Consider the following 21,686-nt stretch of genomic DNA (forward strand, 5'->3'; position numbering starts at 1 on the left):
CATCCACCGTTCCCACAGCCACCGGCCACACCGGCCCCGGGTAACCGTCGCGCTCCGATATAATTCGTTCTGAAACAAACCATTGGAGGGGTATTCATGAGTCAGGGCGCCGAGAACACCGTGCTTGAGGACGGGAGCGGGGCCCCGGAGCGACTCGGCTCGCCGTCCCGGCCGCTGAACCGCACCGAGCGGGCCGTCTGGCTCGGACTGCTCTCCACCCACATGAAGCTGCTGCGCACGCTGGACACGGAACTGACGGCGGCCGAGCGGATTCCGCTCTCCTCCTTCGAGGTCCTGCTCACCGTCGCCGAAGCGCCCGAAGGGCGGGTGCGGATGAAGGACATCGCGGCCTCCCTGCTGATCAGCCGCAGCGGCCTGACCCGCATCGTGGACGACCTGGAACGCCAGGGCCTGGTGGTGCGGGAGAAGTGCCCCACCGACGCCCGGGGCTTCGACGCCGTCCTGACCGAGGCCGGCCGCAGGGCGTACCGCCGGGCCAGGAAGGTGCACCTGTCCAACCTCCGCAAGGAGTTCCTGGACAAGCTGACCGACGAGCAGCTCACCACGCTGGCCGAAATCTGGGCCACGGTGGGCCTCGACGACAACGCCGCCGCCTGCTGAGAACTGCGCAGCACGCGGAAAGGGCCCCGGCCGGGGCCCTTTCCGTCGTTCTCTAGCTCAGGGCCGCCCTATCCCGGGGTGTGGTTCCGGCGTGCGCGTTCCAGGAGGAGCAGTCCGCCGGCCGCGACGGCCGTCCAGGCCGTGAGGACGGCGACCCCGCTGATCACGCCGTCGCCGTGGAAGTAGGCGAGGCCGTTGACGGCGCGTACGCCCACGCCGACCGGGAGGACGGCCGACAGGGGCTCCAACCGGCCCGGCAGGAACTCGGCGGGCAGGCTGCCGCCGCTGGTCGCGTTGCCGAGCGTCATGAACAGCACCGCGGCGACGCTGGAGCCCAGCACCCCCAGCGACCGCACCAGCAGCATGGTGGACGCGCCCACGGCCGTCGCCACGAGCATGACCAGCCCCGCGATCCCGAGGAACGGCGCCGGCAGCGCGCCGAAAGCGGAGACGAGCGAGGCTACCGTCAGGCCGCCCATGGCGCCGAACGCCACGAGGGACCCCATGCGGCCCCGTGCCGTCAGTCCGGGGCCGAGCTGGAAGGTCATGATCCCGAACAGGTAGCCCGCGAGGACCAGGCCGAAGGTCGTGTAGAAGACGACGAGTCCCCTCGTGTCCTCGTCGGACGCCGGAACGGCGTCCACGAGCGCCAGTCGCTCCCCGTCGGCCTCGGCGACCGTACCGAACACGTCGGTCAGCAACGCGTTGACCGACGGTCCGTGCGCCCCCGCGAGGAGCAGCTCGGCCTTCTCGCCGTCGGGGACGTACGCGGCGAAGACGTCGCCGTGCTCGACGGCAGCCCGAGCGGCACCCCGGTCCGGCACGGCCCGCACGTCGAAGGTGTCCGGCAGATGGTCCGGCAGCCGCCCGGCGGCCGTCGCGGCTTCGGCGGACGTCCCCACCACCGCGACCGGCAGATCACGGGCGGCGGGGGCGTGGAACGCCGACAGGTAGACGCCGATGAAGATCGCACCGATCGCGACGGCCACCCCGACCGGGAGGAGGACCGGCCGTACCCACCCGGGCCGGCGCGGCACGGGAGGGCCGGGGGCCGCGGGCCCGGCCCGCGGGTCGTCGCGCCGCCGAGGTGCCGTGGGGAGGGTGTCGCGCATGCGGTGTTCCTTGTCGATGAGGGTCGGAGCGGCGAGGTCGCGCCGGGCGGTACCCGAGTGGGGCGGGTCCGTTGGACGGGGCGGGCCCGGTCAGGCGGGGGCGGTCGTCCTCACCGCGGTGAGGGCCCTGGCGACCGGAACGACGTCGTTCACGGCCATGTCGATCCGCTCGTACACCTCCGGGTTGAGAATGGTGGTGCCGTCGAAGTCGCCGGACGAGAGGTAGATCCCCGCCGGCGCGGTCCACGCCTGGAGGAAACCGAACAGCGGGCGCAGGGCGTGCTCGATCACCAGGGCGTGCCGGTCGCTGCCCCCGGTGGCGGCCAGGAGCACGGGCTTGGCGGCGACTCCGTACTGGTCGACCAGGTCGAAGAAGTGCTTGAACAGGCCGGTGTACGAGCCCCGGAAGACCGGGGTCGCCGCGATGACGACATCGGCCTCCTCCACGGCCCGCAGCGCCTCCTCGGCCTTCGGCCCGACCTGGTCGCGCTCCGTCGCGCCCACGAAGTCGGCGCTCACCGTGTGCAGTTCGATCAGCCGCGCCTCGGTTTCGGTACGGGCTCGGAGCGTCGCGAGGATCAGCTCGGCCAGGGCCGTGGTCTTCGACGGCGAGCGCAGGCTGCCGACCACGGCGACGACCTTCAGCGGGGCGCTCATGCCGTCACCCCCGTGCCGCCGAGAGCGGCGATCTCCTTGCGGACGACGGGGGCTACCTCGGAGCCGAGCAGCTCGATCGCCCTGAGCGCTTCCTTCTGGGGCACGTTGCCGAACCCGAGCTGGATCATCATGCGGTCGTGCCGGAAGAGTTCGTACTGCGCCATGATCTTGTCGATGACCTCCTGGGGGCTGCCCAGGAAGAAGGCGCCGGCCGGCGTGGCCTGTGCCTCGTACGCGGCCTTCGGCATGGGGACGCCCTGGCCGCGCTGGTGGTGGTTGGCCATCCAGCCCGCCTGGAAGGAGGGGTGCGAGACGTCGATCGCCTCCTGGTAGGTGGGGGCGAGGAAGCCCGGGGAGTTGATGGAGACCTTCAGTCCGTCCGGGGCGTGCCCGGCCGCGGCCGCGGCCTGGCGGTACAGGTCGACGAACGGGGCGAACTGGCGGTAGCTCCCGCCGATGATCGCCAGCGAGAGCGGCAGTCCGAGCCGCCCGGCCCGGACGACCGAAGCGGGAGTGCCCCCGACCGCGACCCAGACCGGCAGCTCCCGGTCAGGCCGCGGCGTGATGTCGCCGTTCACCAGGGCCGGGCGCAGGGTGCCCTGCCAGCTCACCGGGTTCTCCTCGCGGAGCCTGAGCAGCAGGTCCAGCTTCTCGGCGAACAGCTGCGAGTAGTCGTTCAGGTCGTAGCCGAAGACCGGGAAGGACTCGGTGTACGAGCCACGGCCCGCGATGATCTCCGCACGGCCCCCGGACAGCAGGTCGAGCGTGGCGAACTGCTGGAACACCCGGACCGGGTCGTCGGAGCTGAGCACCGTCACCGCGCTGGACAGCTTGATGCGGCTCGTGTTCTCCGCCATCGCCGCCAGCACCACGGCGGGCGAGGAGACGACGAAGTCCGTACGGTGGTGCTCGCCGACCGCGAAGACGTCCAGGCCCGCCTCGTCCGCCGCCCGCGCCTGCTCCACCAGCTCCCGCAGCCGCATGCCCGGTGCGGGGAGTGCTCCGGTCGACGGATCGGGAGTCAGCTCGCCGAAGTGGTAGATACCCAGTTCGAAACCCATGACAAGATCGCCTCACTTACCTAGTAGTTCGTTGCGCAACGAATAACTTGGGTGAGGGTCCGACTATTCCGCATCCGGCTCCGGTCCCGCGGGTCCCGGTATGGGCGCCGACTGTCCGGAGGCCCCCGGCACCAGGAAGCCTCCAACCAGGAACCCCCTTGATCACCTTTCGGAGACGGCGAATGCGGTTCATCATGGAGACAGGGACCTATTGGGCGCCGCAGTATCATGGAGGCGACACGCCATGCGCAGCACTCGCCAACGCGAGGCACTGGCCGATCACCTGCTGGCACCGGGCAACGCCACGCTGGTACTCATCGACTACCAGCCACCCCAGATCTCCACGGTCCGTTCGATGAACACCGGTGACCTGGTCGCCAACGTGGTCGCACTGGCGAAAACCGCCATCACCTTCGATCTCCCGGTCGTCCTTTCCACGGTCAACGTCTCCACAGGAGTCAACGCCGACACCATTCCCCAACTGCGTGCCGTGCTGCCCGATGTTCCACCGGTCGATCGCACCTCCATCAACGCCTGGGAGGACGAGGACTTCCTGGCTGCCGTACGAGGTGCCGACCGGAACAAACTGATCATCGGGGCGCTGTGGACCGAGGCGTGTCTGCTGTTTCCCACCCTGGACGCGCTGGCCGAAGGCTATGAGGTCTATCCCGTCGTCGATGCCCTCGGCGGTACCACGAAGGTGGCCCACGAGGCCGCGCTGGCCCGTGTTCACCAGGCCGGGGCCCGGCTCACCAGCTGGAACTCGGTGGCTTGCGAGTTGCAGCGCGACTGGAACCGGAGCAGCACCGTCGAGGGCTTCCGGCGAAACGCCATCGACCACCGCACGGCGTGGGGCTGGTACCTCGCCATGGAATCCGGCACCGCCGCGGGGAAGGACTGAACGATGCGCCGCGAGGACCTTCCGGCCCCGGAAGCAGGGCTACTGCTCACCCACTTCCTCACCGTGGCCGATGTCGCCCGGTCGCGCGCCTTCTACTGCGATGTGCTCGGCGGCGAGGTGGTCCTTGACGAGAACCCGTGCATCGTCAAGATCGCGAACAGCTGGCTCATCATGAACCCCGGCGGCGGGCCGACCCCGGACAAGCCGGACGTCACCCTGCACCCGCCCGTCGACTTCTCCAGCGCCACGAGCTTTCTCAACATCCGGGTGGCCGACATCGAGCACTGCTACACCGAGTGGAGCGCCCGGGGGGCTGAGTTCCTGACACCGCCGATCGACAGAAAGGCGGAGATCCGCTGCTACATGCGTGACCCGGATGGATACCTCATCGAGGTCGGACAGGCCACAGGACTGCTGCGGGGGATACTCGCCGACCTGCCCGCCGATCCGGCCTGACACGGGCGCGGACCGTACGGCGCCTGGGGGACAGGTGGGACTCTGCGGCGGTTCGGCGCCAAGGTGAACGTCATGCGGGTGCCGTCAGGGTCGGGGCGAGGGCGGCCAGGACGTCGATCACCTCGCGTATGTATCGGTACACGGTCGCGACGCCGATGTCGAACCCGGTGGCGAGTCGCGCGTAGGTGTCCCCGCACCGCAGATAGGCGAGGGCGAGGAGGGCCTGACGGCCGACAGGCAGCCGCCGCCACCGGGTCCCGATCTCTCGCTGCCGGGCACGGAGCCGTGTGGTCAGGTAGCGCGGGGTGCGACCGGACAGATCGATCGACGGGGGGTAGGCAAGGACGCGGAGTCCTGGTGGGGCACGGTGGATCTTGGTCGTGACACCTCCTACCAGGAGCTTCATCGCGCTGCAGAGCCGCCCAAGTGGCGGACACCGCCGTCAGGTTGGAAACAGTTCACTCATTGAGGCAGCCCTGAAGTTTTGGGTGGGGCGGGCCGAAGGACGGCGAACGAAGCCGAACAGCGACGAGAGCAGGAGGTGGCGGTGGACCCGGTCGAGGAGTTCGCCGCTTGGCTGCGTCACCTGCACCGGGAAGCGAAGAAGCCCGGTCACACCGTGATCGTGCGCCGGATCCGGTTGACCGATCCGACCGCGAGCGTGGTCGTCAGCACGATCTCCGAGACCCTCAACGGCAGACGCCTCCCGCGCTGAACGACGGTGTAGCCGATCGCCCGGGTCCTGGGCGTCGCCAGACGGCAGCGTCCGTATCCGCGTGCCCGGCGCATCCACCAGCGATGGCCCCACGCTCTTCGTCGCCACACCCTCGGTCTCCTGCCCACAGACCACGGTAGCGATCGGCGACGCACTCATCGTGCCAGAGGCGTCCGGCAGCTCATGGACCCGCATCACCACCCTGAAGGTATGGGCACAGGACACCCCGAACGGTGAACCCTTCGAGATGTGACGATCCAACTGCGGCCTCGCCATCGGCCACGCCCGCACCGGCGCTCGGATCAGTCCCTCGGGTCGAACCTCTGCGGCGGGGTACGTGGTGCACATGATGACCGCGGCGTTCGGGCCGGCGGGCGGTCCCGTGGAGAGTGCCGGACGGTGCTCCGTCTGCCGGTCGCCGGGCGGGATGAAGACCGAAGGGCAGGGGAGAAGAGGGCTGATGTCTGGGTCGGGTGAGCGGCGGAGTATGGCGGCGCAGGGTGCTCCGTGCTGGGTCAACTTGATGGTTGCTGATCTGGGTGTGGCCCGGGCTTTCTACGGCGAGGTTCTCGGCTGGCGTTTCCGGCCGAGCTCACTGGACGAGGAGTTCCTCGTCGCGACGGCCGACGGCGATCCGGTGGCCGGCATGGGGACCCGGCGCCCGGGGCTCGCTCCGGCGTCTGTGTGGACGCCGTACTTCGCCGTCAGGGACGCTGACGTGACGGCGGCGCGGATCCGGGAGCGCGGTGGCACGGTTGCGGTGGGACCGGTGGCTCTGGGGGACGGGCGTGCCGGGCTGGCGGCGGACCGGGACGGCGCGACGTTCGGATTCTGGGAGGGCCACACCCTGGCCTGGTCCCCCGGGGAGGGCCGGGCACCTGCCCGGCTCGATCTGCAGACGTGCGACGTGTTCGACGCCGCGGTGTTCTACGGGGAAGTCTTCGGCTGGGCCGACGAGCCGGCCATCGGCGTCATCTACCGGGATGACCATGTATTGGTGGAACTGGGCGGCCGGGTGGTGCTCTCCCTGCGGGGCGGAGGGGTGCACACCTCCCCACTGGCTCACCTGCGGCCCCGTTGGCTGGTGAACTTCGCCGTCGACGACGTCGAGCGGGCCGTGCTCGCGGCCATGAGCGCGGGAGGCGGCCGGCCCAAGCCCTCCGCCACCACCTGGACGGCCAAGGGCTTCTCCCGAACCCTCCAGGACCCCGACGGCGGCCTGTTCACCCTCGCCCACCGGGAACGCTGACCAACTCCTCAGGGGCTGGCCTTCACAGGTTGCGGCGCGAAAGCTCGGAAGATCCGGCAGCGGCACGTGGGACCACGCGCCCGGGGCCCAAAGTGGTCGCTCCCGCGCGTGTGGTGAGCCGTCGGCAGGGTAGGCGCGCCCGTGCACGGGACCGACGGCATCTACGGAGAGGACAGTGTCATGTCGATACCCACGGGAACCACGGTCGCCACCGCTACTGCCGCCGGTGCCGCCGTCCCGACGGGCCTCCCGCAGATCGACGATCCCCGGAAGGTGGCTCCGAAGGACGCCCGGGCCCTGGGTGCCCTGTTCTTCGAGCAGCTGCAGGTCCTGGAGGAGGGTACGCAGGATTACCAGTACGCGCGGAACACCTTGATCGAGATGAACCTCTCGTTGGTGCACTTCGCGGCGAAGCGGTTCCGCAACCGCGGCAGTGGCGAGATGGAGGACATAGTCCAGGTCGGCACGATCGGTCTGATCAAGGCGATCGACCGCTTCGAACTCAGCCGCGCAGTCGAGTTCACCTCCTTCGCGATCCCCTACATCGTCGGCGAGATCAAACGTTTCTTCCGCGACTCCACCTGGGCCGTCCACGTACCCCGCCGCCTGCAGGAACTCCGGGTCACTCTGGCCAGGGCGAAAGAAGAACTCGCCGGCCGCCTCGACCGCGACCCCATGGTCGCCGAACTCGCCCAGCACCTGGACCTCAGCGAGGAAGAGGTCATCGAGGGCCTCATCGCCTCCAACGGCTACACCGCCGGCTCCCTCGACCTGCCCATCGGCACCGAGCAGAACAGCGCCGAGACCATCACCTACGGAGACATCAAGGGCGACCTCGACCCCGCCATGGAACTCGTCGAGGACCTCCACGCCCTGGCCCCGCTCCTGGAAGACCTCGACGACCGGGACCGCGAGATCGTGGCCATGCGCTTCGGGCAGGAAATGACCCAGGCCCAGATCGGCGAACATCTCGGCCTGTCCCAGATGCACGTCTCCCGGCTCCTGAACCGCCTGCTCACCCAGCTCCGCAAGAACATGCTCACCGAGCGCTGACTGCGGCACAGGACCGCCAGGTTCTGTCATGAGGGGCAGACGGTCCTCCGCACAGTCGGTGGGAAGCAGGACCAGGAACAGCGGCCGATCTGCCCCCGGTTCGCCGCCCGTACGCCGACCGGTTTCGGGCCACGACGCGGTCCCGGACGGGCGGGCCCGCCTCCTCGTCAACAGCCCCGCCGACATGCTCAACCTCGTGGGGCTTGGTTGAGCCCGCCGGCGTTCCCATGGCGACCGGGTCCGGGGCACCGCGCCCTGAACGCCGCTTGGAGCGGGTCGGACGTCATCTCCCTGTGGGCGGGTAGGAGAGGTGGCGGAAGACGACGAACGACCCTGGCTCCCTTGATGAACGAATGAGAGGCACCGGCGTGGCTGATTCGGAGATGAGAGCGGTGGGCTGGGCGCAATCCTTCCCCATGTCCCAAGGGGCGCGGGCCGGGCGCCGCTGGGCGCGGGAGCATATCGACTCGCTGGAATGGGCGCAGAACGCACCCGACTTGGTGGACTCGGTGCTTCTGACCGTGACCGAGCTCATTACGAACGCGCACAAGCACGCTCATAGCGATGCCCAGCTCGTCCTGACCTGGGACAGTACCTGCCTCCACGTCAGCGTTCACGACGCCAGCCCGAACCCGCTGGCCCCGGCCGACCGGGGCCTTCACGCGACTGGCGGCCGGGGCCTCACGATCGTCGAGGCACTGTCCGACGGCTGGGAACACCATCCGCAACGAGACGGCAAGACCGTGACCGCCTGCTTCGTCCCGCCTGGTTACCCCGCACCGGATCACCTTCTCAACCCCGACGGCACCACCTGACCAGCAGCGCACTGCCCCCACGCAACGGCAAAGACACGGACGGTAGAGCCGCTCGCTCGGGATCTCGCCCGCACGCCAGTACGACGCGTAAACCCTGGCATCCCGTCAGAAGTGCGCCCAGGATTCCGGCGGTACGCTCCCCACGCGCCCGTGCAGGTGTGGAGCGCACAGGGCCGGGCCCCGGTCTCCCGGAGTACGGCCGGAGCCGAAACCGGCCTGGTGCCGCCCCACCCGGTGCCCGGCACCAGACCGAACACCCCGCACCGCCAAGGAACATCCTGACCACCACTCAGGACACCACCCCCGCGGCGACGCCCCAGCCCTGGGCGGGCAACAGCTACCGGCCGTACCCGGAGCGGTATGCCTGGTTCACCGTCTCCACCCAGATCCACCGCACCGGCCTCTACGACGGGGCGACCCCGAACGCGAGCGGCCTCGCCTACCGCGAGGTGGCCGGGACATAGCGCCATCGGTGGTACGGGAGTCGGATGCTCGGTTCCGAGCCGTTCCGCATCCCTCGCATCCCCCTGCGGTCGGCGGTCGGGCGTGGAGCTGCTCGACCGTCCCAGGTGGTTCGTGCGGTCACCCCGTACCGGTGATCGGCCTATGAGCTTATGTAGGAGGAGACGAGGGCGGAGGCTGTCCGGTTTCCTTCCGGCCCGCGGCGGCTTCCTCGTCACGCTTCTCCGGGGAACCGGGACCGTCGGTTCGTCCGGTGTCGGTCCCGGGCTCGTCAGCGGGCGGGTTCCGCAGCTGCCGTGTCCGTTCCCGGCGGTCCTGCCGGTAGTGGTTCACCCACGTGACCGCGCTCCCCACCACCGTCGTGATCATGATTGCGTAGAAGGGCCCCGCCATGCTCCACGCGGAGCCGAGCGAGGAGTAGGCCTGGTCCGCGGAGGCGAGGACGGTGTCGCCGTAGCCGACCGACGAGGCGTGGATCTCTCCGGAGCCGGTGCTGCCGTCGGCGAACTTCCACCGGCCGTAGCAGTCGGGCTCCGGCGTCGTGTCGCCGCCGCCCTCAAGGCACCGCCCCACGTAGGTGAGCGTCGCGGACTTCCCGGTGATCACCGCGGACATGACGTCGCGGCCGAACATCCAGAGAAGGTAATTGAAAACGAAGGGAAAGCCGACGATCACCGCCCAGTCTCCGCCGTTCGGCCATTTCAGCGGAGCCTTCGGCAGCGCGACCGCCGTACGCGCCGACCTGGCGCCGCCGGCATCTCCGTCCCCCGTGTTCATCCCGTCCGCTCCCCACTGCGTCCGCGTCGGCGTGGTGCACTCGGCTGCTCCTACCGACGCCGGTGCGTCCGCCGGTGGTTCCGCCGGAAGGCCATCCGGCCGACGACCGGGTCCGCGGGATGTCAGTGCCACCCGGTAGCGTCGGGTCATGTCCAACATGGCCGTCCTCGAAGGTGTCCTGGAGCGGATCACCTACGCCAACGAGGAGAACGGGTACACCGTCGCCCGCGTCGACACCGGACGCGGAGCCGGTGACCTCCTCACCGTCGTCGGCGTGCTGCTCGGCGCGCAGGTCGGCGAATCGCTGCGGATGGAGGGCCGCTGGGGCTCGCACTCCCAGTACGGCAAGCAGTTCACCGTGGAGAACTACACCACCGTGCTGCCCGCCACCATCCAGGGCATCCGCCGCTATCTCGGCTCCGGGCTGATCAAGGGGATCGGGCCGGTGATGGCCGACCGGATCACCACCCACTTCGGCGTCGACACCCTCGACATCATCGAGCAGGAGCCGAAGCGTCTGGTCGAGGTCCCCGGCCTCGGCCCCGAACGCCCGAAGGTGATCGCGACAGCCTGGGAGGAGCAGAGGGCGATCAAGGAGGTCATGGAGCCTTTTCCCTCTTGATCAGGTGGTGAGTCCGAGGGCGACGACGACCCGGACAACGGCGGTGATCCGGGTGGTGCAGCAGCGGAGCTTCCGCAGGAGCCGCCAGAACTTGAGGGTGGCCATGGCACGTTCCTCGAGGCTGCGGATGCCGTTGGCGCCGGCCGCGCAGGTTCTTGCCCCGAATCAGGACGCGGACAGCAAGTCCCGCGCCCTGGTATGCCCTGTCAGCCCAGCACTTGATGTCGTCAGCGCCGAGAGCGGCGGGAACGCCGTGGGTCCAGGCCGCGGTCAGTCGAGGTCCCCCGCGCCGCCAACCACGGGCCCTGACCAGTATTTTCTCCCTTCGCGTCTACCGTGTCCAGGTTCGTATGCGGTACGCGTGAAGACTCGTACAGCGCCCGCTCTCGCCCTGGCCCTTCAGAAGAGGTCGTCCAGCGGCCCGGCCAGGGATCCCCATGCGGGCGTTGGGTCCCGGTCGGCGTCCCTGTCCTTCTTGCGGTTGATCGGGAACATCAGCTGCGCGCTGAGGAGTACCAGTCCGAGGCCTCCCGTACACAGTCCCGCACGAGCCCACCACATGCTGCCCGTCCAGTCCTGGGGCGGTCCGATGATGGCCCACACGGCGAGGGACATGCCGACAAGCAGAACAACCACCGCACTGATACGACGCAGATCGATCTTCATGTGGTGATGATCGCACCAACGAGTTGGTGCGTGATAGCGGGTGCGCATGCTCTGCGGGTGAGGGATATGACTGATCGTTCCGTTTGGCGCATCCATTGCTCACTGGCATCTCGGAAGCTCATCCGGCCTCGCTGGTAGCTGAGTGGCCAGGCCGGGGGCGGTCAGCGTTGAGGGACATCGATTCCGTGCACCTCATCCAGCCTGCCGGGTGGTTGGGTCGGCAGCCCAGCGGTGGGCATGAAGGAAGCTCCTGGTAGACGGGTTCACGACCAAGATCACCAGCCCGCCATGAGCTTCGTGTGCTTGTCCACCCTGCCCCAGGCTCTCGGCTCCGCTCGAGCAGGGGAGACCCCATTGCATCGATCTGCCCAGCCGCACCCTGCGGCACCTCTCCGGTCTTCTCGCAGGTCATCGCCGCCGCGTCGGCTCCCGGTGGCGTCGTCCGACCTGTGGCCGGCAGGCCCTGCTCGTCCTGGCTCCCCTGCGCTGCGGCGACACTTATGCCCGCCTCGCGGCAGGCTTCCGCATCGGGATCGCCACCGTCCACCGCTACCTACGCGAGGCCGTCGACCTCCTGGCCGCCCTCGCGCCCACGCTGGAACAGGCCATGACGACCGTCCGGAAGAAGGCGTACACGATCCGCGGCGGAGCGACCTGTCCGACCGGTGGCCGGCCTGTCCGTAGCTCTATCCGTAGCTCTATCCGTAGCTCTGGACGGTTCCTCAGACGGGTTTGATGCTGCGGCCCAGCAGGGCCGTGACATCCACCGTCTCGTCCGCCGAGGGAGTGGCCGTGGGCACGGGCCGGTCGAGTCCGGAGAAGTCCACGGTCCCCTTCTCGTCGGCGTTGCGCACGGTGATCCGCACCGGGTACGGCGTGCCCTCGGCGGCCACGTAGGCCGTCAGGCGCTCGTTGCCATCGGCGCGGGTCACCGGAACGACGGGCGCACCGTTCACCTCGGTTTTCTCGCCCTTCGTCAGGGTGCCCCGGTCGGCGGTGTCGGCGTTGTCCGCGATCAGCTCGCGGAAGGTGTCGAGATCGCAGACCTCGGTCACGCTCAGCAGCCGGGGGTTGTCGGCCTCGGCCTTCATATAGCGGCCGTCGAGGATCGCGTCGAAGGTGGAGCCGCCGATCGGCACATGGTTCTTCCAGAAGGCGGCGTCCGGCTTCAGCCAGACATCGTCGCCGCGCTTCACGATCTCGACCGAGCCGTCGTCGCCCATGTCGACGCCGCCCGCGCAGTTTCCCTCGCGGTCCAGGGTGAGGTCGAGGCTCATGTCCGGGCCGCTCCCGTCGAGACTCCCGCGCGCGCTCAGATGTAGGGAGTCCACGTCGAGCAGGGCGTCGCGCGAGCGGTCGGCGATCTCCTCGGCGCCGAGCGAGTCGATGTCGTCGTCAGCCTGCGCGACCACACCACTCGTCAGGGTGAGGGCAACGGTCGCCGCCCCTGCCGCCGCACGTGCGGCCCAACGGTGTGCGCTCACATCGCCTCCTCGAAAACGCCCCGGCCAGGGGGTGCGCTCCATGAGAACCGGCACATTCGAGCGTACGCCGCGAGCGGGGGAGCCGCCCGGCGCGCACACGGAGCGTAAGACGTGAACGCGTTTCTCGTTACGGAGGGTGGGCAGGGCTGCGGTGATCCCGCCCGGGATCGATCCCCCGTACGACCCGGGCGCCCCTTTCGGTCGGAACGGTTGAGCGTGCCGCCTCCTCTCGTTACCCTCCAGTAAGTACGTGTGGGCGCAGCCGGGAAGACCGGTCGGCCCGCACCACGAGGGAGGCGGCACGCCCATGTCCTCTGCGGAGCCCACCGAAGCGAAGCCCAGCGAGCAGACCGGTCCGGCCGTACGGGAATCCGGACGAGGCCCCCGCCCCACCGCCCCCGTCCCGCCGTCGGGGCCGGGGCTCGGGCTCGTGGAGAGCGCACGCCGGCTCGCCGACGCCACCGCCACCTCCACCGCACTCGTGGCCGACGCCCTGGCCCGCATCGAGGCCACGCAGCCCACCCTCAACGCCTTCCGCCACCTGCGCACCGAAGCGGCTCTCGCCGACGCCGCGGAGGCCGACCGGCGGCTCGCGGCGGGGGAGCGGCTACCGCTCCTCGGCGTGCCGGTCGCCGTCAAGGACGACACCGATGTGGCGGGCCTGCCCACCCACTTCGGCTGCGACGGAGAGCGCCCTCCGGCCGCCTCCGACAGCGAGGCGGTCCGTCGGCTGCGCGCCGCGGGAGCCGTCGTCGTCGGCAAGACCAACTCCTGCGAACTGGGCCAGTGGCCCTTCACCGAAGGCCTCGCCTTCGGCGCCACCCGCAACCCCTGGAACGCCGCGCACACCCCGGGCGGCTCCTCCGGCGGCTCGGCGGCGGCCGTCGCCGCCGGTCTCGTCCCCGCCGCCCTCGGCTCGGACGGCGCCGGATCCGTGCGCATCCCCGCTGCTTGGACGCACCTCGTCGGCATCAAACCGCAGCGCGGGCGCATCTCGGTCCACCCGCACAGCGACGCCTTCCAGGGGCTCACCGTGAACGGCACCCTCGCCCGTACGGTCGCCGACGCGGCGCTGCTCCTGGACGCCGTCGCGGGAGCGCACCCCGAGGACCTCCACCGCCCGCCCGCCGTGCGCGCCGCCGACGCCGCCCGCCGCGACCCGGGCCGCCTCCGCATCGCCCTCGCCTGGCGTCCCCCGCTCACGCTCACCGGCGCCGGACCGGACCCGGAGGTGCGCCGGGCCGTCACCGCGCTCGCCGAGACCCTCGCCCGGCTCGGCCACCACGTCGAGGAGGCCCGCCCCCGGTACGGGCTGATCGGTCTCGCCTTCGTGCCCCGCGCCACCGCCGGCATCGCCGAATTCGCCGCCCGCCACCCCGAACCGGCCCTGCTCGACCCGCGCACCCGCAGCGCCCTGCGGACCGGGACACGGCTGGGCGGGCGGGTGGTACGGGCCGCCCGCGCCCGTGAAGTGCGCCAGCACCGCAGGATCGGCGCCCTCTTCGACGCCTCCGGCTTCGACGTGCTGCTCACCCCGACCACGGCCGCGCCGCCGCCCCGGATTGGCGCCTTCGACCGCCTCAGCGCCTGGCGCACCGACCTCACGATGGCGGCCGCCTGCCCCTACGCCTGGCCGTGGAACGTCCTCGGTTGGCCCGGCGTGAACGTCCCGGCCGGCTTCACCCGGTCCGGGCTCCCCGTCGGCGCCCAGCTCCTGGGCCCCTCCCGCAGCGAGGAGCGGCTCATCGCGCTCGCCGCCCAGCTGGAGGACGACCTGCGCTGGTACGAGCACCGGCCCCCGCCCCACGCGGGTCACCGGCCCCCACCCCCGTAACCCGCCGGCCCCCGGCCCCGTAACGGGGCCCGGCGCCTCACGGCCGGCGGGCGGCCCCCATCAGCGGGCTGGTGGAGCCCCGGCCGCGGACCGACGAGGGCCCGGCCCCGGGACACGGACGCGCCCACGGTGGGTGAAGCCGTGCGGGGGCCTTGTGGAGCCCGGCACGGTGAAGAGATATCTTGATGTCAAGCAATGTTGCAGACGTGGAGCGGAGCACCCGGTGACTGACTCGACCATCATCTATACGCACACCGACGAGGCCCCTGCCCTGGCGACCTACTCGTTCCTGCCCGTCGTCGAGGCCTACGCCTCGACCGCAGGCGTCACGGTCGAGCGCCGTGACATCTCCCTCGCGGGGCGGATCATCGCCAGTTTCCCGGAGCACCTCAAGGCCGAGCAGCGTATCGATGACGCTCTCGCCGAGCTCGGCGAGCTGGCCAGGACGCCCGGCGCGAACATCATCAAGCTGCCGAACATCTCGGCGTCGATCCCGCAGCTCAAGGCCGCCATCGCCGAGCTCCAGGGGCAGGGCTACGCCCTTCCGGACTACCCGGACGACCCGCGGACCGACGAGGCCAAGGACGTTCGCGCCCGGTACGACAAGGTCAAGGGCAGCGCCGTGAACCCGGTGCTGCGCGAGGGCAACTCCGACCGCCGCGCCCCCGCGTCCGTCAAGAACTACGCCAAGGCCCACCCGCACCGCATGGGCGCCTGGAGCGCCGACTCGAAGACGAACGTCGCCACGATGGGCGTCGACGACTTCCGCTCCACCGAGAAGTCCGCGGTCATCGTCGAGGACGGCTCGCTCCGCATCGAGCTGCACGGTGACGACGGCGCCACCACTGTGCTCCGCGAGTCCGTACCCGTCCTCAAGGGCGAGGTCGTCGACGCGGCCGTCATGCGCGTCGCCGCGCTGCGTGAGTTCTTCACCGCGCAGGTCGCCCGCGCCAAGGCCGAGGGCGTGCTGTTCTCCGTGCACCTCAAGGCCACCATGATGAAGGTCTCCGACCCGATCATCTTCGGCCACGCGGTCCGCGCCTTCTTCCCGAACACCTTCGCCAAGTACGGCGACCAGCTCGCCGCGGCGGGCCTCACCCCGAACGACGGCCTGGGCGGCATCCTCAAGGGCCTGGACTCGCTGCCGGACGTCGGCGCCGAGATCCAGGCGTCCTTCGAGGCCGAGCTCGCCGAGGGCCCCGCCCTCGCGATGGTCGACTCCGACAAGGGCATCACCAACCTGCACGTCCCCAGCGACGTCATCGTCGACGCCTCGATGCCCGCCATGATCCGCACCTCGGGTCACATGTGGGGCCCCGACGGCGACGAGGCCGACACCATCGCCGTCCTCCCGGACAGCAGCTACGCCGGCGTCTACCAGGTCGTCATCGACGACTGCCGCGCCAACGGCGCCTTCGACCCGTCGACCATGGGCTCCGTGCCCAACGTCGGTCTGATGGCGCAGAAGGCCGAGGAGTACGGCAGCCACGACAAGACCTTCGAGATCCCCGCCACCGGCACCGTGCGCGTCGTCGACACGGACGGCGCCGTGTTGCTGGAGCAGGCCGTCGGCGCCGGCGACATCTTCCGGATGTGCCAGACCAAGGACCTGCCGATCCAGGACTGGGTCAAGCTCGCCGTCACCCGTGCCCGCGCCACCGGCAACCCGGCCGTGTTCTGGCTGGACGAGACCCGCGCGCACGACGCCAACCTGATCGCCAAGGTCACCACGTACCTCGCCGACCACGACACCGACGGCCTGGACATCTCCATCAAGTCCCCGGTCGAGGCCACGGCCTTCTCCCTGGAGCGCATCCGCCGCGGCGAGGACACCATCTCCGTCACCGGCAACGTGCTCCGCGACTACCTCACCGACCTCTTCCCGATCCTGGAGCTCGGCACCAGCGCGAAGATGCTCTCCGTCGTCCCGCTGATGAACGGCGGCGGCCTCTTCGAGACCGGTGCGGGCGGCTCGGCCCCCAAGCACGTCCAGCAGCTTGTCAAGGAGAACTACCTGCGCTGGGACAGCCTGGGCGAGTTCCTGGCCCTCGCGGTCAGCTTCGAGCACCTGGCGACCACCACGGACAACGCGCGGGCGCAAGTCCTCGCCGACACCCTGGACCGGGCGACGGGCTCCTTCCTCAACGAGGACAAGTCCCCGAGCCGTCGCCTCGGCGGCATCGACAACCGCGGCAGTCACTTCTACCTGGCCCTGTACTGGGCCCAGGAGCTGGCGCGGCAGACCGACGACGCCAAGCTCGCCGAGGCGTTCGCGCCGCTCGCCAAGACGCTGGCCGAGCAGGAGGAGACCATCGTCGCCGAGCTGATCGCGGTGCAGGGCTCACCGGCCGAGATCGGCGGATACTTCCAGCCCGACCCGGCCAAGGCCGAGGCGGTCATGCGCCCGTCCGCCACGTTCAACCAGGCCATCGCGTCCCTCGCCTGACCTGGAGCGAGGCGGATCTGTCCGCCTCACCGCCCCGCCCCGGCAGGCCCCGCGCCCGCCGGGGCGGTGCGCGTTCGGAGCCCGTACGGGTGAAGGACCAATCCGCCGGGGCCGGGGCTCCGAATGAGGACCGTGAGTATCACCCGGAACGCCCTGACCCGCGGCGCCCTCGCCGCCCTGAGCGGACTGCTCGCGGGATTCGCCTCGCTGGCCGTCGCCGAGCTCGTCTCGGTGGCCGTCAGGCCCGAGGCGAGCCCCGTGACGGCGGTCGGCGGAGCGGCCATCGACCGGACGCCCGCCGGGGTGAAGGACTGGGCGATCCGGAACTTCGGCGAGGACGACAAGCTCGTCCTGCAACTCGGCATCGTCGTCACGCTCGCCCTCTTCGCCCTGGCCGTCGGCCTGTTGGCGCTGCGGCACCGGCGGGCCGGCTCCGCCGCCGTCCTGCTCTTCGGTGTGGTCGGCGCGGCCGCAGCCGTCGGCAGGCCGGACTCCACGGGGCTCGTGGACGGTCTGCCGTCCCTGCTGGGGGCGGTCGTCGGGGCCGTACTGCTGTACGTCCTCATCGGCCGGCTCACCCGCCCGCACCGGACCACCGGTCGGGAGCGGGAGCGGGAGCAGGGGAGCGGACAGGACGACGAGCGCGAGCAGGAGAGCGGACAGGACGACGAGCGCGAGCACGAGGCCGGCTGGGACCGGCGGGGCTTCGTGATCGCCGCCACCGCCGCGGCCGCCGCGTCCACGGCGGCCGGCGCCGTCGGCCGCGCGCTGAACAGCCGAAGCAGCCAGAACGCCGTAGCGTCCCGCGACTCCGTGACACTGCCGAAGCCGGCCTCGCCCGCCCAGCCGATCCCGGCGGGCGCACAGCTGAGGGTCCGCGGTATCAGCCCCTTCACCACCCCGAACGACTCCTTCTACCGGGTGGACACCGCGCTCGTGGTTCCCAAGGTCGACGCGGATTCCTGGCGGCTGCGCATCCACGGCAAGGGCGTACGGCGGGACCTGGAGCTCACCTACCAGGATCTGCTGCAACGCCCCTTGATCGAACGTGAGATCACCCTCTGCTGTGTCTCCAACGAGGTCGGCGGACCCTACATCGGTCACGCCAGGTGGATCGGCGTGCGCTTGGCCGACCTGCTGAAGGAGGCGGGCGTCAAGCCGCCGTCCCGAGGCGGCGAGGCCGACCAGATCATCGCCCGCTCGGTGGACGGCATGACGCTCGGCACCCCCGTCGAGGACGTCATGGACGGCCGGGACGCGATGCTCGCCGTCGGTATGAACGGCGCACCGCTGCCCTTCGTCAACGGGTTCCCGGTCCGGATGCTCGTCCCCGGCCTGTACGGGTACGTCTCCGCCTGCAAGTGGATCGAGGACATCGAGCTCACCACGTTCGACGACTACGATGCCTACTGGGTGAAGCGCGACTGGGCGCGTAAGGCCCCGATCAAGACCCAGTCCCGGATCGACACCCCCAAGCCCTTCGGGCGCCCGGAGGCCGGCACGGTGATGGTGGCCGGAGTGGCCTGGGCCCAGCACCGCGGCATCGAGAAGGTCGAGATCCGGGTGGACGACGGCCCCTGGCGGCCGGCGCAACTCGCCGAACAGGGCACCGTCGACACCTGGCGGCAGTGGTCCTACCCCTGGAAGGCGACCCCCGGTGGCCACACCCTGACCGTCCGCGCCACCGACCGCACCGGCGAACTCCAGACCGAGGAGCGCACCAAGACCGTCCCCGACGGTGCGAGCGGCTGGCACTCCGTCGTGGTCACCGTCGACTGACCGCTCGGGCGCACCGGGGCCGGACGTTTCCACGGCACCCCGCGCCACCCTCCTACGGCACCCGGGCGGTCCACTCCGGCGTACCGAACTTGGTGCGTACGAGCTCCTCGGCGCGCGCCAGCTCGGCCTCCGTGACGCTGCCCGCGGTGAGTCCGTGGCGCTTGCGGAACGACTCGATCATGCGCTCGATGACGCTCTGGCGGGGGAGCCCGGTCTGCCGCCGCAGCGGGTCGACGCGCTTCTTCGCGGACCGGGTGCCCTTGTCGGACATCTTCTCCTTGCCGATCCGCAGCACCTCCAGCATCTTGTCGGCGTCGATGTCGTACGCCATGGTCACGTGGTGCAGCACGGCTCCCGGACCGCCGTCCGGCCCGACCATCCGCTTCTGTGCGGCCCCGGCGATCTTGCCGACCTCGGTGGCGATGTCGTTGAGCGGCTGGTACCAGGCTTTGATGCCCATGTCCGCGAGGGCTTCGAGGACCCAGTCGTCCAGATAGGCGTAGCTGTCGGCGAACGACAGCCCGGAGACCAGGGACTGCGGGACGGCCAGCGAGTAGGTGATGGTGGAGCTGGGCTCGGCGAACATCGCGCCGCCGCCGGAGATCCGGCGTACGACGTTCACGCCGTGCCGCTCGACGCCCGCCGGGTCCACCTCGTTGCGCAGCGACTGGAAGCTGCCGATGATCACGGCGGGGGAGTCCCACTCCCAGACCCGCAGCGTCGGCGGCCGCAGCCCCGCCGCTACCTCGGCGGTGATGACCTCGTCCAGCGCCATGTGCAGCGCGGGCGACTGCGGGGCCTCGTGGATCAGCTGCCAGTCGTAGTCGCTCCACTCCGTGGCCTGCGCGAGCGCCCGGCGTACGGCGACGGCGACGCCCTCCGCGCTCAGTCCGAGCATCACCGTGGAGTCGGGCAGCGCCGCCTCGATCCGGGCCGCGAGCCCGGCCGTGTCGGTGTTGGCCGGGGCGCCCTCCAGGGCCGCGTCGATCGCGAGGATCGCCTCGTCGGGTTCGAGGAAGAAGTCCCCCGCGACGCGGACGTTCCGCAGCGCCCCGCCCGCCACCTCCAGGTCCACCACGACCAGCTTGCCGCCGGGAACCTTGTACTCACCGTGCACAGCCATGCCTCCGCCCTAGGGTCCCGGCCACTCGTTGTGAGCCGGGCACAAACGTCTACAACGCATGCTCGGGACCGGTTCATCCCGCCCGCCCCTGGCATGATCGGCCGACATGAGCGACGCACCCCGTCACATCCTCGTCATCGGCATGGGCGCCGGCGACCCCGACCATCTGACGCTCGCCGCGGTGAAGGCCATGCGCCGCGTCGACGTCTTCCTCGTGCTGGGAAAGGGCAAGGAGAAGGACGCGCTGACCCGGCTGCGGCGGGACATCCTCGACGAACACCTCACCGGCCCCTACCGCGTCGTCGAGGCCGAGGACCCGTGGCGGGACCGCACCCAGCAGGACGCCGGGCGCTACACCTCGGCGGTGCGCGACTGGCGCCACCGCCGCGCCGACATCTGTGAACGCCTGATCGTCCAGGAGCTCGCACCGGGGCAGTGCGGAGCCTTCCTCGTGTGGGGCGACCCGTCCTTGTACGACAGCACTCTCGCGATCCTCGACGACATCCGAGGCCGCGGAACGGTGGAATTCAGTCACGAGGTGATCCCCGGCATCAGCAGTGTCTCCGCCCTCGCCGCCCGGCACAGCGTCACCCTGAACCGGGTCGGCCGCCCCATCCACATCACCCCCGGGCGACGTCTCGCCCAGGGATTCCCCGAGGACTGCGACCTTGTCGTGATGCTCGACGGACATGAGAGCTTCACGCAGCTGACGGGCAGGGGATGGTGGATCCACTGGGGCGCCTACATCGGGACCCCGGAGGAGATCCTGGTCTCCGGCCCGCTGGACGAGGTGGCCGGCCGGATCAGCGGGCTGCGTGCGGAGGCGCGTGAACGGCACGGCTGGATCATGGACACCTACCTGCTGAGCCGACCGCCCGGCGCGGGCGGCGACTGACGGCCGATGCCTGACGGCCGGTGGCTGACGGCCGGTGGCTGACGGCCGATGACTGACGGGTCCACGTCGAGGCGCGGGCGGCGAGGGCCTCCGCACCCCGTCGTCGGACCAACAGGGGCGTCAGGGGTGTGGGGGAGTGCCAGGGGTGTCAGCGCCGGGTCTCATGCGCCCTGATCACGCCGAGCCCGTGCCCCAGGCTCGGGCATTCGGCGGTGAGGTCGTCGCCCCGCACCAGGTAGTCGTGCACCCGGCCGTCCGCCGGTCGTTCGATCGCGCGATACAGCGTGCCGTTCACGGTGATCGTCCAGTCGTCGCCGTCCTGGGCCCACCCGACTGTCTTCTTCATCTGGCGTATTCCGTTTCCTCGGTCGGCCTCGCCGTGGGTCGGCGGCCGTGTAGTGGGAAGAAGAACGGCTTGTGACGCTCGGTGGTTCCGCAGTCCCTACGCCATTCGGTTACATCTGTGTCACTGTCACGTCCAGTGGACGCGCCCGACCTGACCGGTGGTCAGCACGCGGTTGACGAACGGCCGAACGAGCGGAGAACGGGCGTGGCCCGGCGCGGCGTCCCGCCGTGACGGAGTCCGAGCCGGCGTCGGGGGAGTTCACCGACCCGTGTCCCACGTCACCATCCGAAGTGTGAACAACGGTGTGCGCGGGCCGGGCGTCCGCTTAGGCTGATCGGCGCAGCTGGTTCGCCCTGTCCGCCAGGCAGGGTGTCGTAAGAGGGAACCCGGTGGGAATCCGGGACTGCCCCGCAGCGGTGAGTGGGAACGACCGCCGTCATACGCACTGGGCCCGGCCGGGTCTGGGAAGCGACGGTCATTAGGTGTCTGCCCCGGCAGACGTGCCCGCGAGTCCGAAGACCTGCCCGTTGCCCGCACGCGACCGTTCGCGTGCGGAGATCTCGGTGACCTCGTGGGCGGGTCGGCGTAACCACCGGGCGGACGGACACGGTT

The 21,686-nt window shown here is 70.4% G+C and carries 20 protein-coding genes, 3 pseudogenes and 1 riboswitch; of the genes and pseudogenes, 14 read left to right on the forward strand and 9 right to left on the reverse strand.

All coding sequences use genetic code 11. The annotated features are described in order from the left end of the window. Positions 1-96 precede the first annotated feature (96 nt). On the forward strand, positions 97-621 hold the full coding sequence (locus D581_RS0133340) for a MarR family winged helix-turn-helix transcriptional regulator (protein ID WP_018961459.1): 525 nt from the start codon (positions 97-99) through the stop codon (positions 619-621). Between the two features lie 68 nt (positions 622-689). Here the strand turns inward: D581_RS0133340 and D581_RS0133345 are convergent, their stop codons facing one another. The 3 genes from D581_RS0133345 to D581_RS0133355 all read right to left on the reverse strand — a co-directional run bounded on the left by D581_RS0133345 (position 690) and on the right by D581_RS0133355 (position 3,451). Continuing rightward, the gene (locus D581_RS0133345) at positions 690-1,733 is read right to left on the reverse strand and encodes a YhgE/Pip domain-containing protein (protein ID WP_018961460.1); all 1,044 of its coding nucleotides are present in this window, start codon (positions 1,731-1,733) and stop codon (positions 690-692) included. 90 nt (positions 1,734-1,823) lie between these two features. Further along, complete coding sequence (msuE, locus tag D581_RS0133350; RefSeq protein WP_018961461.1) at positions 1,824-2,390, reverse strand: FMN reductase; 567 nt, start codon at positions 2,388-2,390, stop codon at positions 1,824-1,826. Next, complete coding sequence (locus D581_RS0133355; protein WP_018961462.1) at positions 2,387-3,451, reverse strand: LLM class flavin-dependent oxidoreductase; 1,065 nt, start codon at positions 3,449-3,451, stop codon at positions 2,387-2,389. The genes msuE and D581_RS0133355 overlap by 4 nt, the downstream gene beginning before the upstream one ends. 244 nt (positions 3,452-3,695) lie before the next feature. On the opposite strand from D581_RS0133355, the gene D581_RS0133360 reads away from it, so the two are divergent. Together D581_RS0133360 and D581_RS0133365 are read left to right on the forward strand one after the other, a co-directional pair. Beyond that, on the forward strand, positions 3,696-4,352 hold the full coding sequence (locus D581_RS0133360) for a hydrolase (RefSeq protein ID WP_018961463.1): 657 nt from the start codon (positions 3,696-3,698) through the stop codon (positions 4,350-4,352). Positions 4,353-4,355: 3 nt separating this feature from the next. Continuing rightward, complete coding sequence (locus tag D581_RS0133365; protein WP_018961464.1) at positions 4,356-4,808, forward strand: VOC family protein; 453 nt, start codon at positions 4,356-4,358, stop codon at positions 4,806-4,808. A gap of 85 nt (positions 4,809-4,893) precedes the next feature. Here the strand turns inward: D581_RS0133365 and D581_RS0133370 are convergent. After that, positions 4,894-5,214, reverse strand: a pseudogene (locus tag D581_RS0133370) (helix-turn-helix domain-containing protein); the annotation flags it as partial. 141 nt (positions 5,215-5,355) lie between these two features. On the opposite strand from D581_RS0133370, the gene D581_RS1000000142385 reads away from it, so the two are divergent. The 5 genes from D581_RS1000000142385 to D581_RS0133395 all read left to right on the forward strand — a co-directional run bounded on the left by D581_RS1000000142385 (position 5,356) and on the right by D581_RS0133395 (position 9,104). Beyond that, on the forward strand, positions 5,356-5,523 hold the full coding sequence (locus D581_RS1000000142385; RefSeq protein WP_018961466.1) for a hypothetical protein: 168 nt from the start codon (positions 5,356-5,358) through the stop codon (positions 5,521-5,523). 523 nt (positions 5,524-6,046) lie between these two features. Beyond that, a complete protein-coding gene (locus D581_RS0133380; protein WP_469226211.1) occupies positions 6,047-6,772 on the forward strand; it encodes a VOC family protein in 726 nt (241 codons plus the stop codon). A 180-nt stretch (positions 6,773-6,952) separates the two neighbouring features. Then, entirely contained in the window at positions 6,953-7,825 is an 873-nt protein-coding gene (locus D581_RS0133385) for an RNA polymerase sigma factor SigF (RefSeq protein ID WP_026291130.1), read from the forward strand. Between the two features lie 368 nt (positions 7,826-8,193). Next, positions 8,194-8,640, forward strand: a complete 447-nt coding sequence (locus D581_RS0133390; protein ID WP_018961469.1) for an ATP-binding protein — start codon at positions 8,194-8,196, stop codon at positions 8,638-8,640. A gap of 158 nt (positions 8,641-8,798) precedes the next feature. Beyond that, on the forward strand, positions 8,799-9,104 hold the full coding sequence (locus D581_RS0133395; protein WP_018961470.1) for a hypothetical protein: 306 nt from the start codon (positions 8,799-8,801) through the stop codon (positions 9,102-9,104). A gap of 148 nt (positions 9,105-9,252) precedes the next feature. Here the strand turns inward: D581_RS0133395 and D581_RS0133400 are convergent, their stop codons facing one another. Then, on the reverse strand, positions 9,253-9,879 hold the full coding sequence (locus tag D581_RS0133400; protein WP_018961471.1) for a hypothetical protein: 627 nt from the start codon (positions 9,877-9,879) through the stop codon (positions 9,253-9,255). A 148-nt stretch (positions 9,880-10,027) separates the two neighbouring features. Between D581_RS0133400 and D581_RS0133405 the strand changes: the two are divergent. Beyond that, positions 10,028-10,483: pseudogene (locus D581_RS0133405) on the forward strand (helix-hairpin-helix domain-containing protein); the annotation flags it as partial. Positions 10,484-10,900: 417 nt separating this feature from the next. Here the strand turns inward: D581_RS0133405 and D581_RS1000000141045 are convergent. Beyond that, positions 10,901-11,167 carry a hypothetical protein gene (locus D581_RS1000000141045; RefSeq protein ID WP_018961474.1) on the reverse strand — a complete coding sequence of 89 codons (267 nt, stop codon included), beginning with the start codon at positions 11,165-11,167 and terminating at the stop codon, positions 10,901-10,903. 358 nt (positions 11,168-11,525) lie between these two features. On the opposite strand from D581_RS1000000141045, the pseudogene D581_RS1000000140340 reads away from it, so the two are divergent. After that, positions 11,526-11,816, forward strand: a pseudogene (locus tag D581_RS1000000140340) (helix-turn-helix domain-containing protein); the annotation flags it as partial. Between the two features lie 73 nt (positions 11,817-11,889). Here the strand turns inward: D581_RS1000000140340 and D581_RS0133420 are convergent. Continuing rightward, a complete protein-coding gene (locus D581_RS0133420; RefSeq protein WP_026291132.1) occupies positions 11,890-12,651 on the reverse strand; it encodes a hypothetical protein in 762 nt (253 codons plus the stop codon). Between the two features lie 307 nt (positions 12,652-12,958). Here D581_RS0133420 and D581_RS0133425 point away from each other — a divergent pair, with 307 nt between their 5' ends. The 3 genes from D581_RS0133425 to D581_RS0133435 all read left to right on the forward strand — a co-directional run bounded on the left by D581_RS0133425 (position 12,959) and on the right by D581_RS0133435 (position 18,710). Further along, on the forward strand, positions 12,959-14,485 hold the full coding sequence (locus D581_RS0133425) for an amidase (RefSeq protein WP_018961476.1): 1,527 nt from the start codon (positions 12,959-12,961) through the stop codon (positions 14,483-14,485). Positions 14,486-14,708: 223 nt separating this feature from the next. After that, positions 14,709-16,931 (forward strand): NADP-dependent isocitrate dehydrogenase, encoded by a 2,223-nt coding sequence (locus D581_RS0133430; protein WP_018961477.1) that lies wholly within the window; start codon positions 14,709-14,711, stop codon positions 16,929-16,931. Between the two features lie 123 nt (positions 16,932-17,054). Continuing rightward, a complete protein-coding gene (locus D581_RS0133435) occupies positions 17,055-18,710 on the forward strand; it encodes a molybdopterin-dependent oxidoreductase (RefSeq protein ID WP_018961478.1) in 1,656 nt (551 codons plus the stop codon). A gap of 52 nt (positions 18,711-18,762) precedes the next feature. Here the strand turns inward: D581_RS0133435 and lplAB are convergent, their stop codons facing one another. Beyond that, on the reverse strand, positions 18,763-19,827 hold the full coding sequence (gene lplAB, locus D581_RS0133440) for a lipoate-protein ligase LplAB (RefSeq protein ID WP_018961479.1): 1,065 nt from the start codon (positions 19,825-19,827) through the stop codon (positions 18,763-18,765). Positions 19,828-19,939: 112 nt separating this feature from the next. Between lplAB and cobF the strand changes: the two genes are divergently transcribed. Continuing rightward, positions 19,940-20,728 carry a precorrin-6A synthase (deacetylating) gene (gene cobF / locus D581_RS0133445; protein WP_018961480.1) on the forward strand — a complete coding sequence of 263 codons (789 nt, stop codon included), beginning with the start codon at positions 19,940-19,942 and terminating at the stop codon, positions 20,726-20,728. 148 nt (positions 20,729-20,876) lie between these two features. On the opposite strand, the gene D581_RS0133450 is transcribed toward cobF, so the two are convergent. Beyond that, positions 20,877-21,074, reverse strand: a complete 198-nt coding sequence (locus tag D581_RS0133450; protein WP_018961481.1) for a hypothetical protein — start codon at positions 21,072-21,074, stop codon at positions 20,877-20,879. A gap of 327 nt (positions 21,075-21,401) precedes the next feature. Continuing rightward, positions 21,402-21,616, forward strand: a riboswitch (cobalamin riboswitch). Positions 21,617-21,686: the final 70 nt, after the last annotated feature.

Source organism: Streptomyces sp. CNB091 (assembly GCF_000377965.1).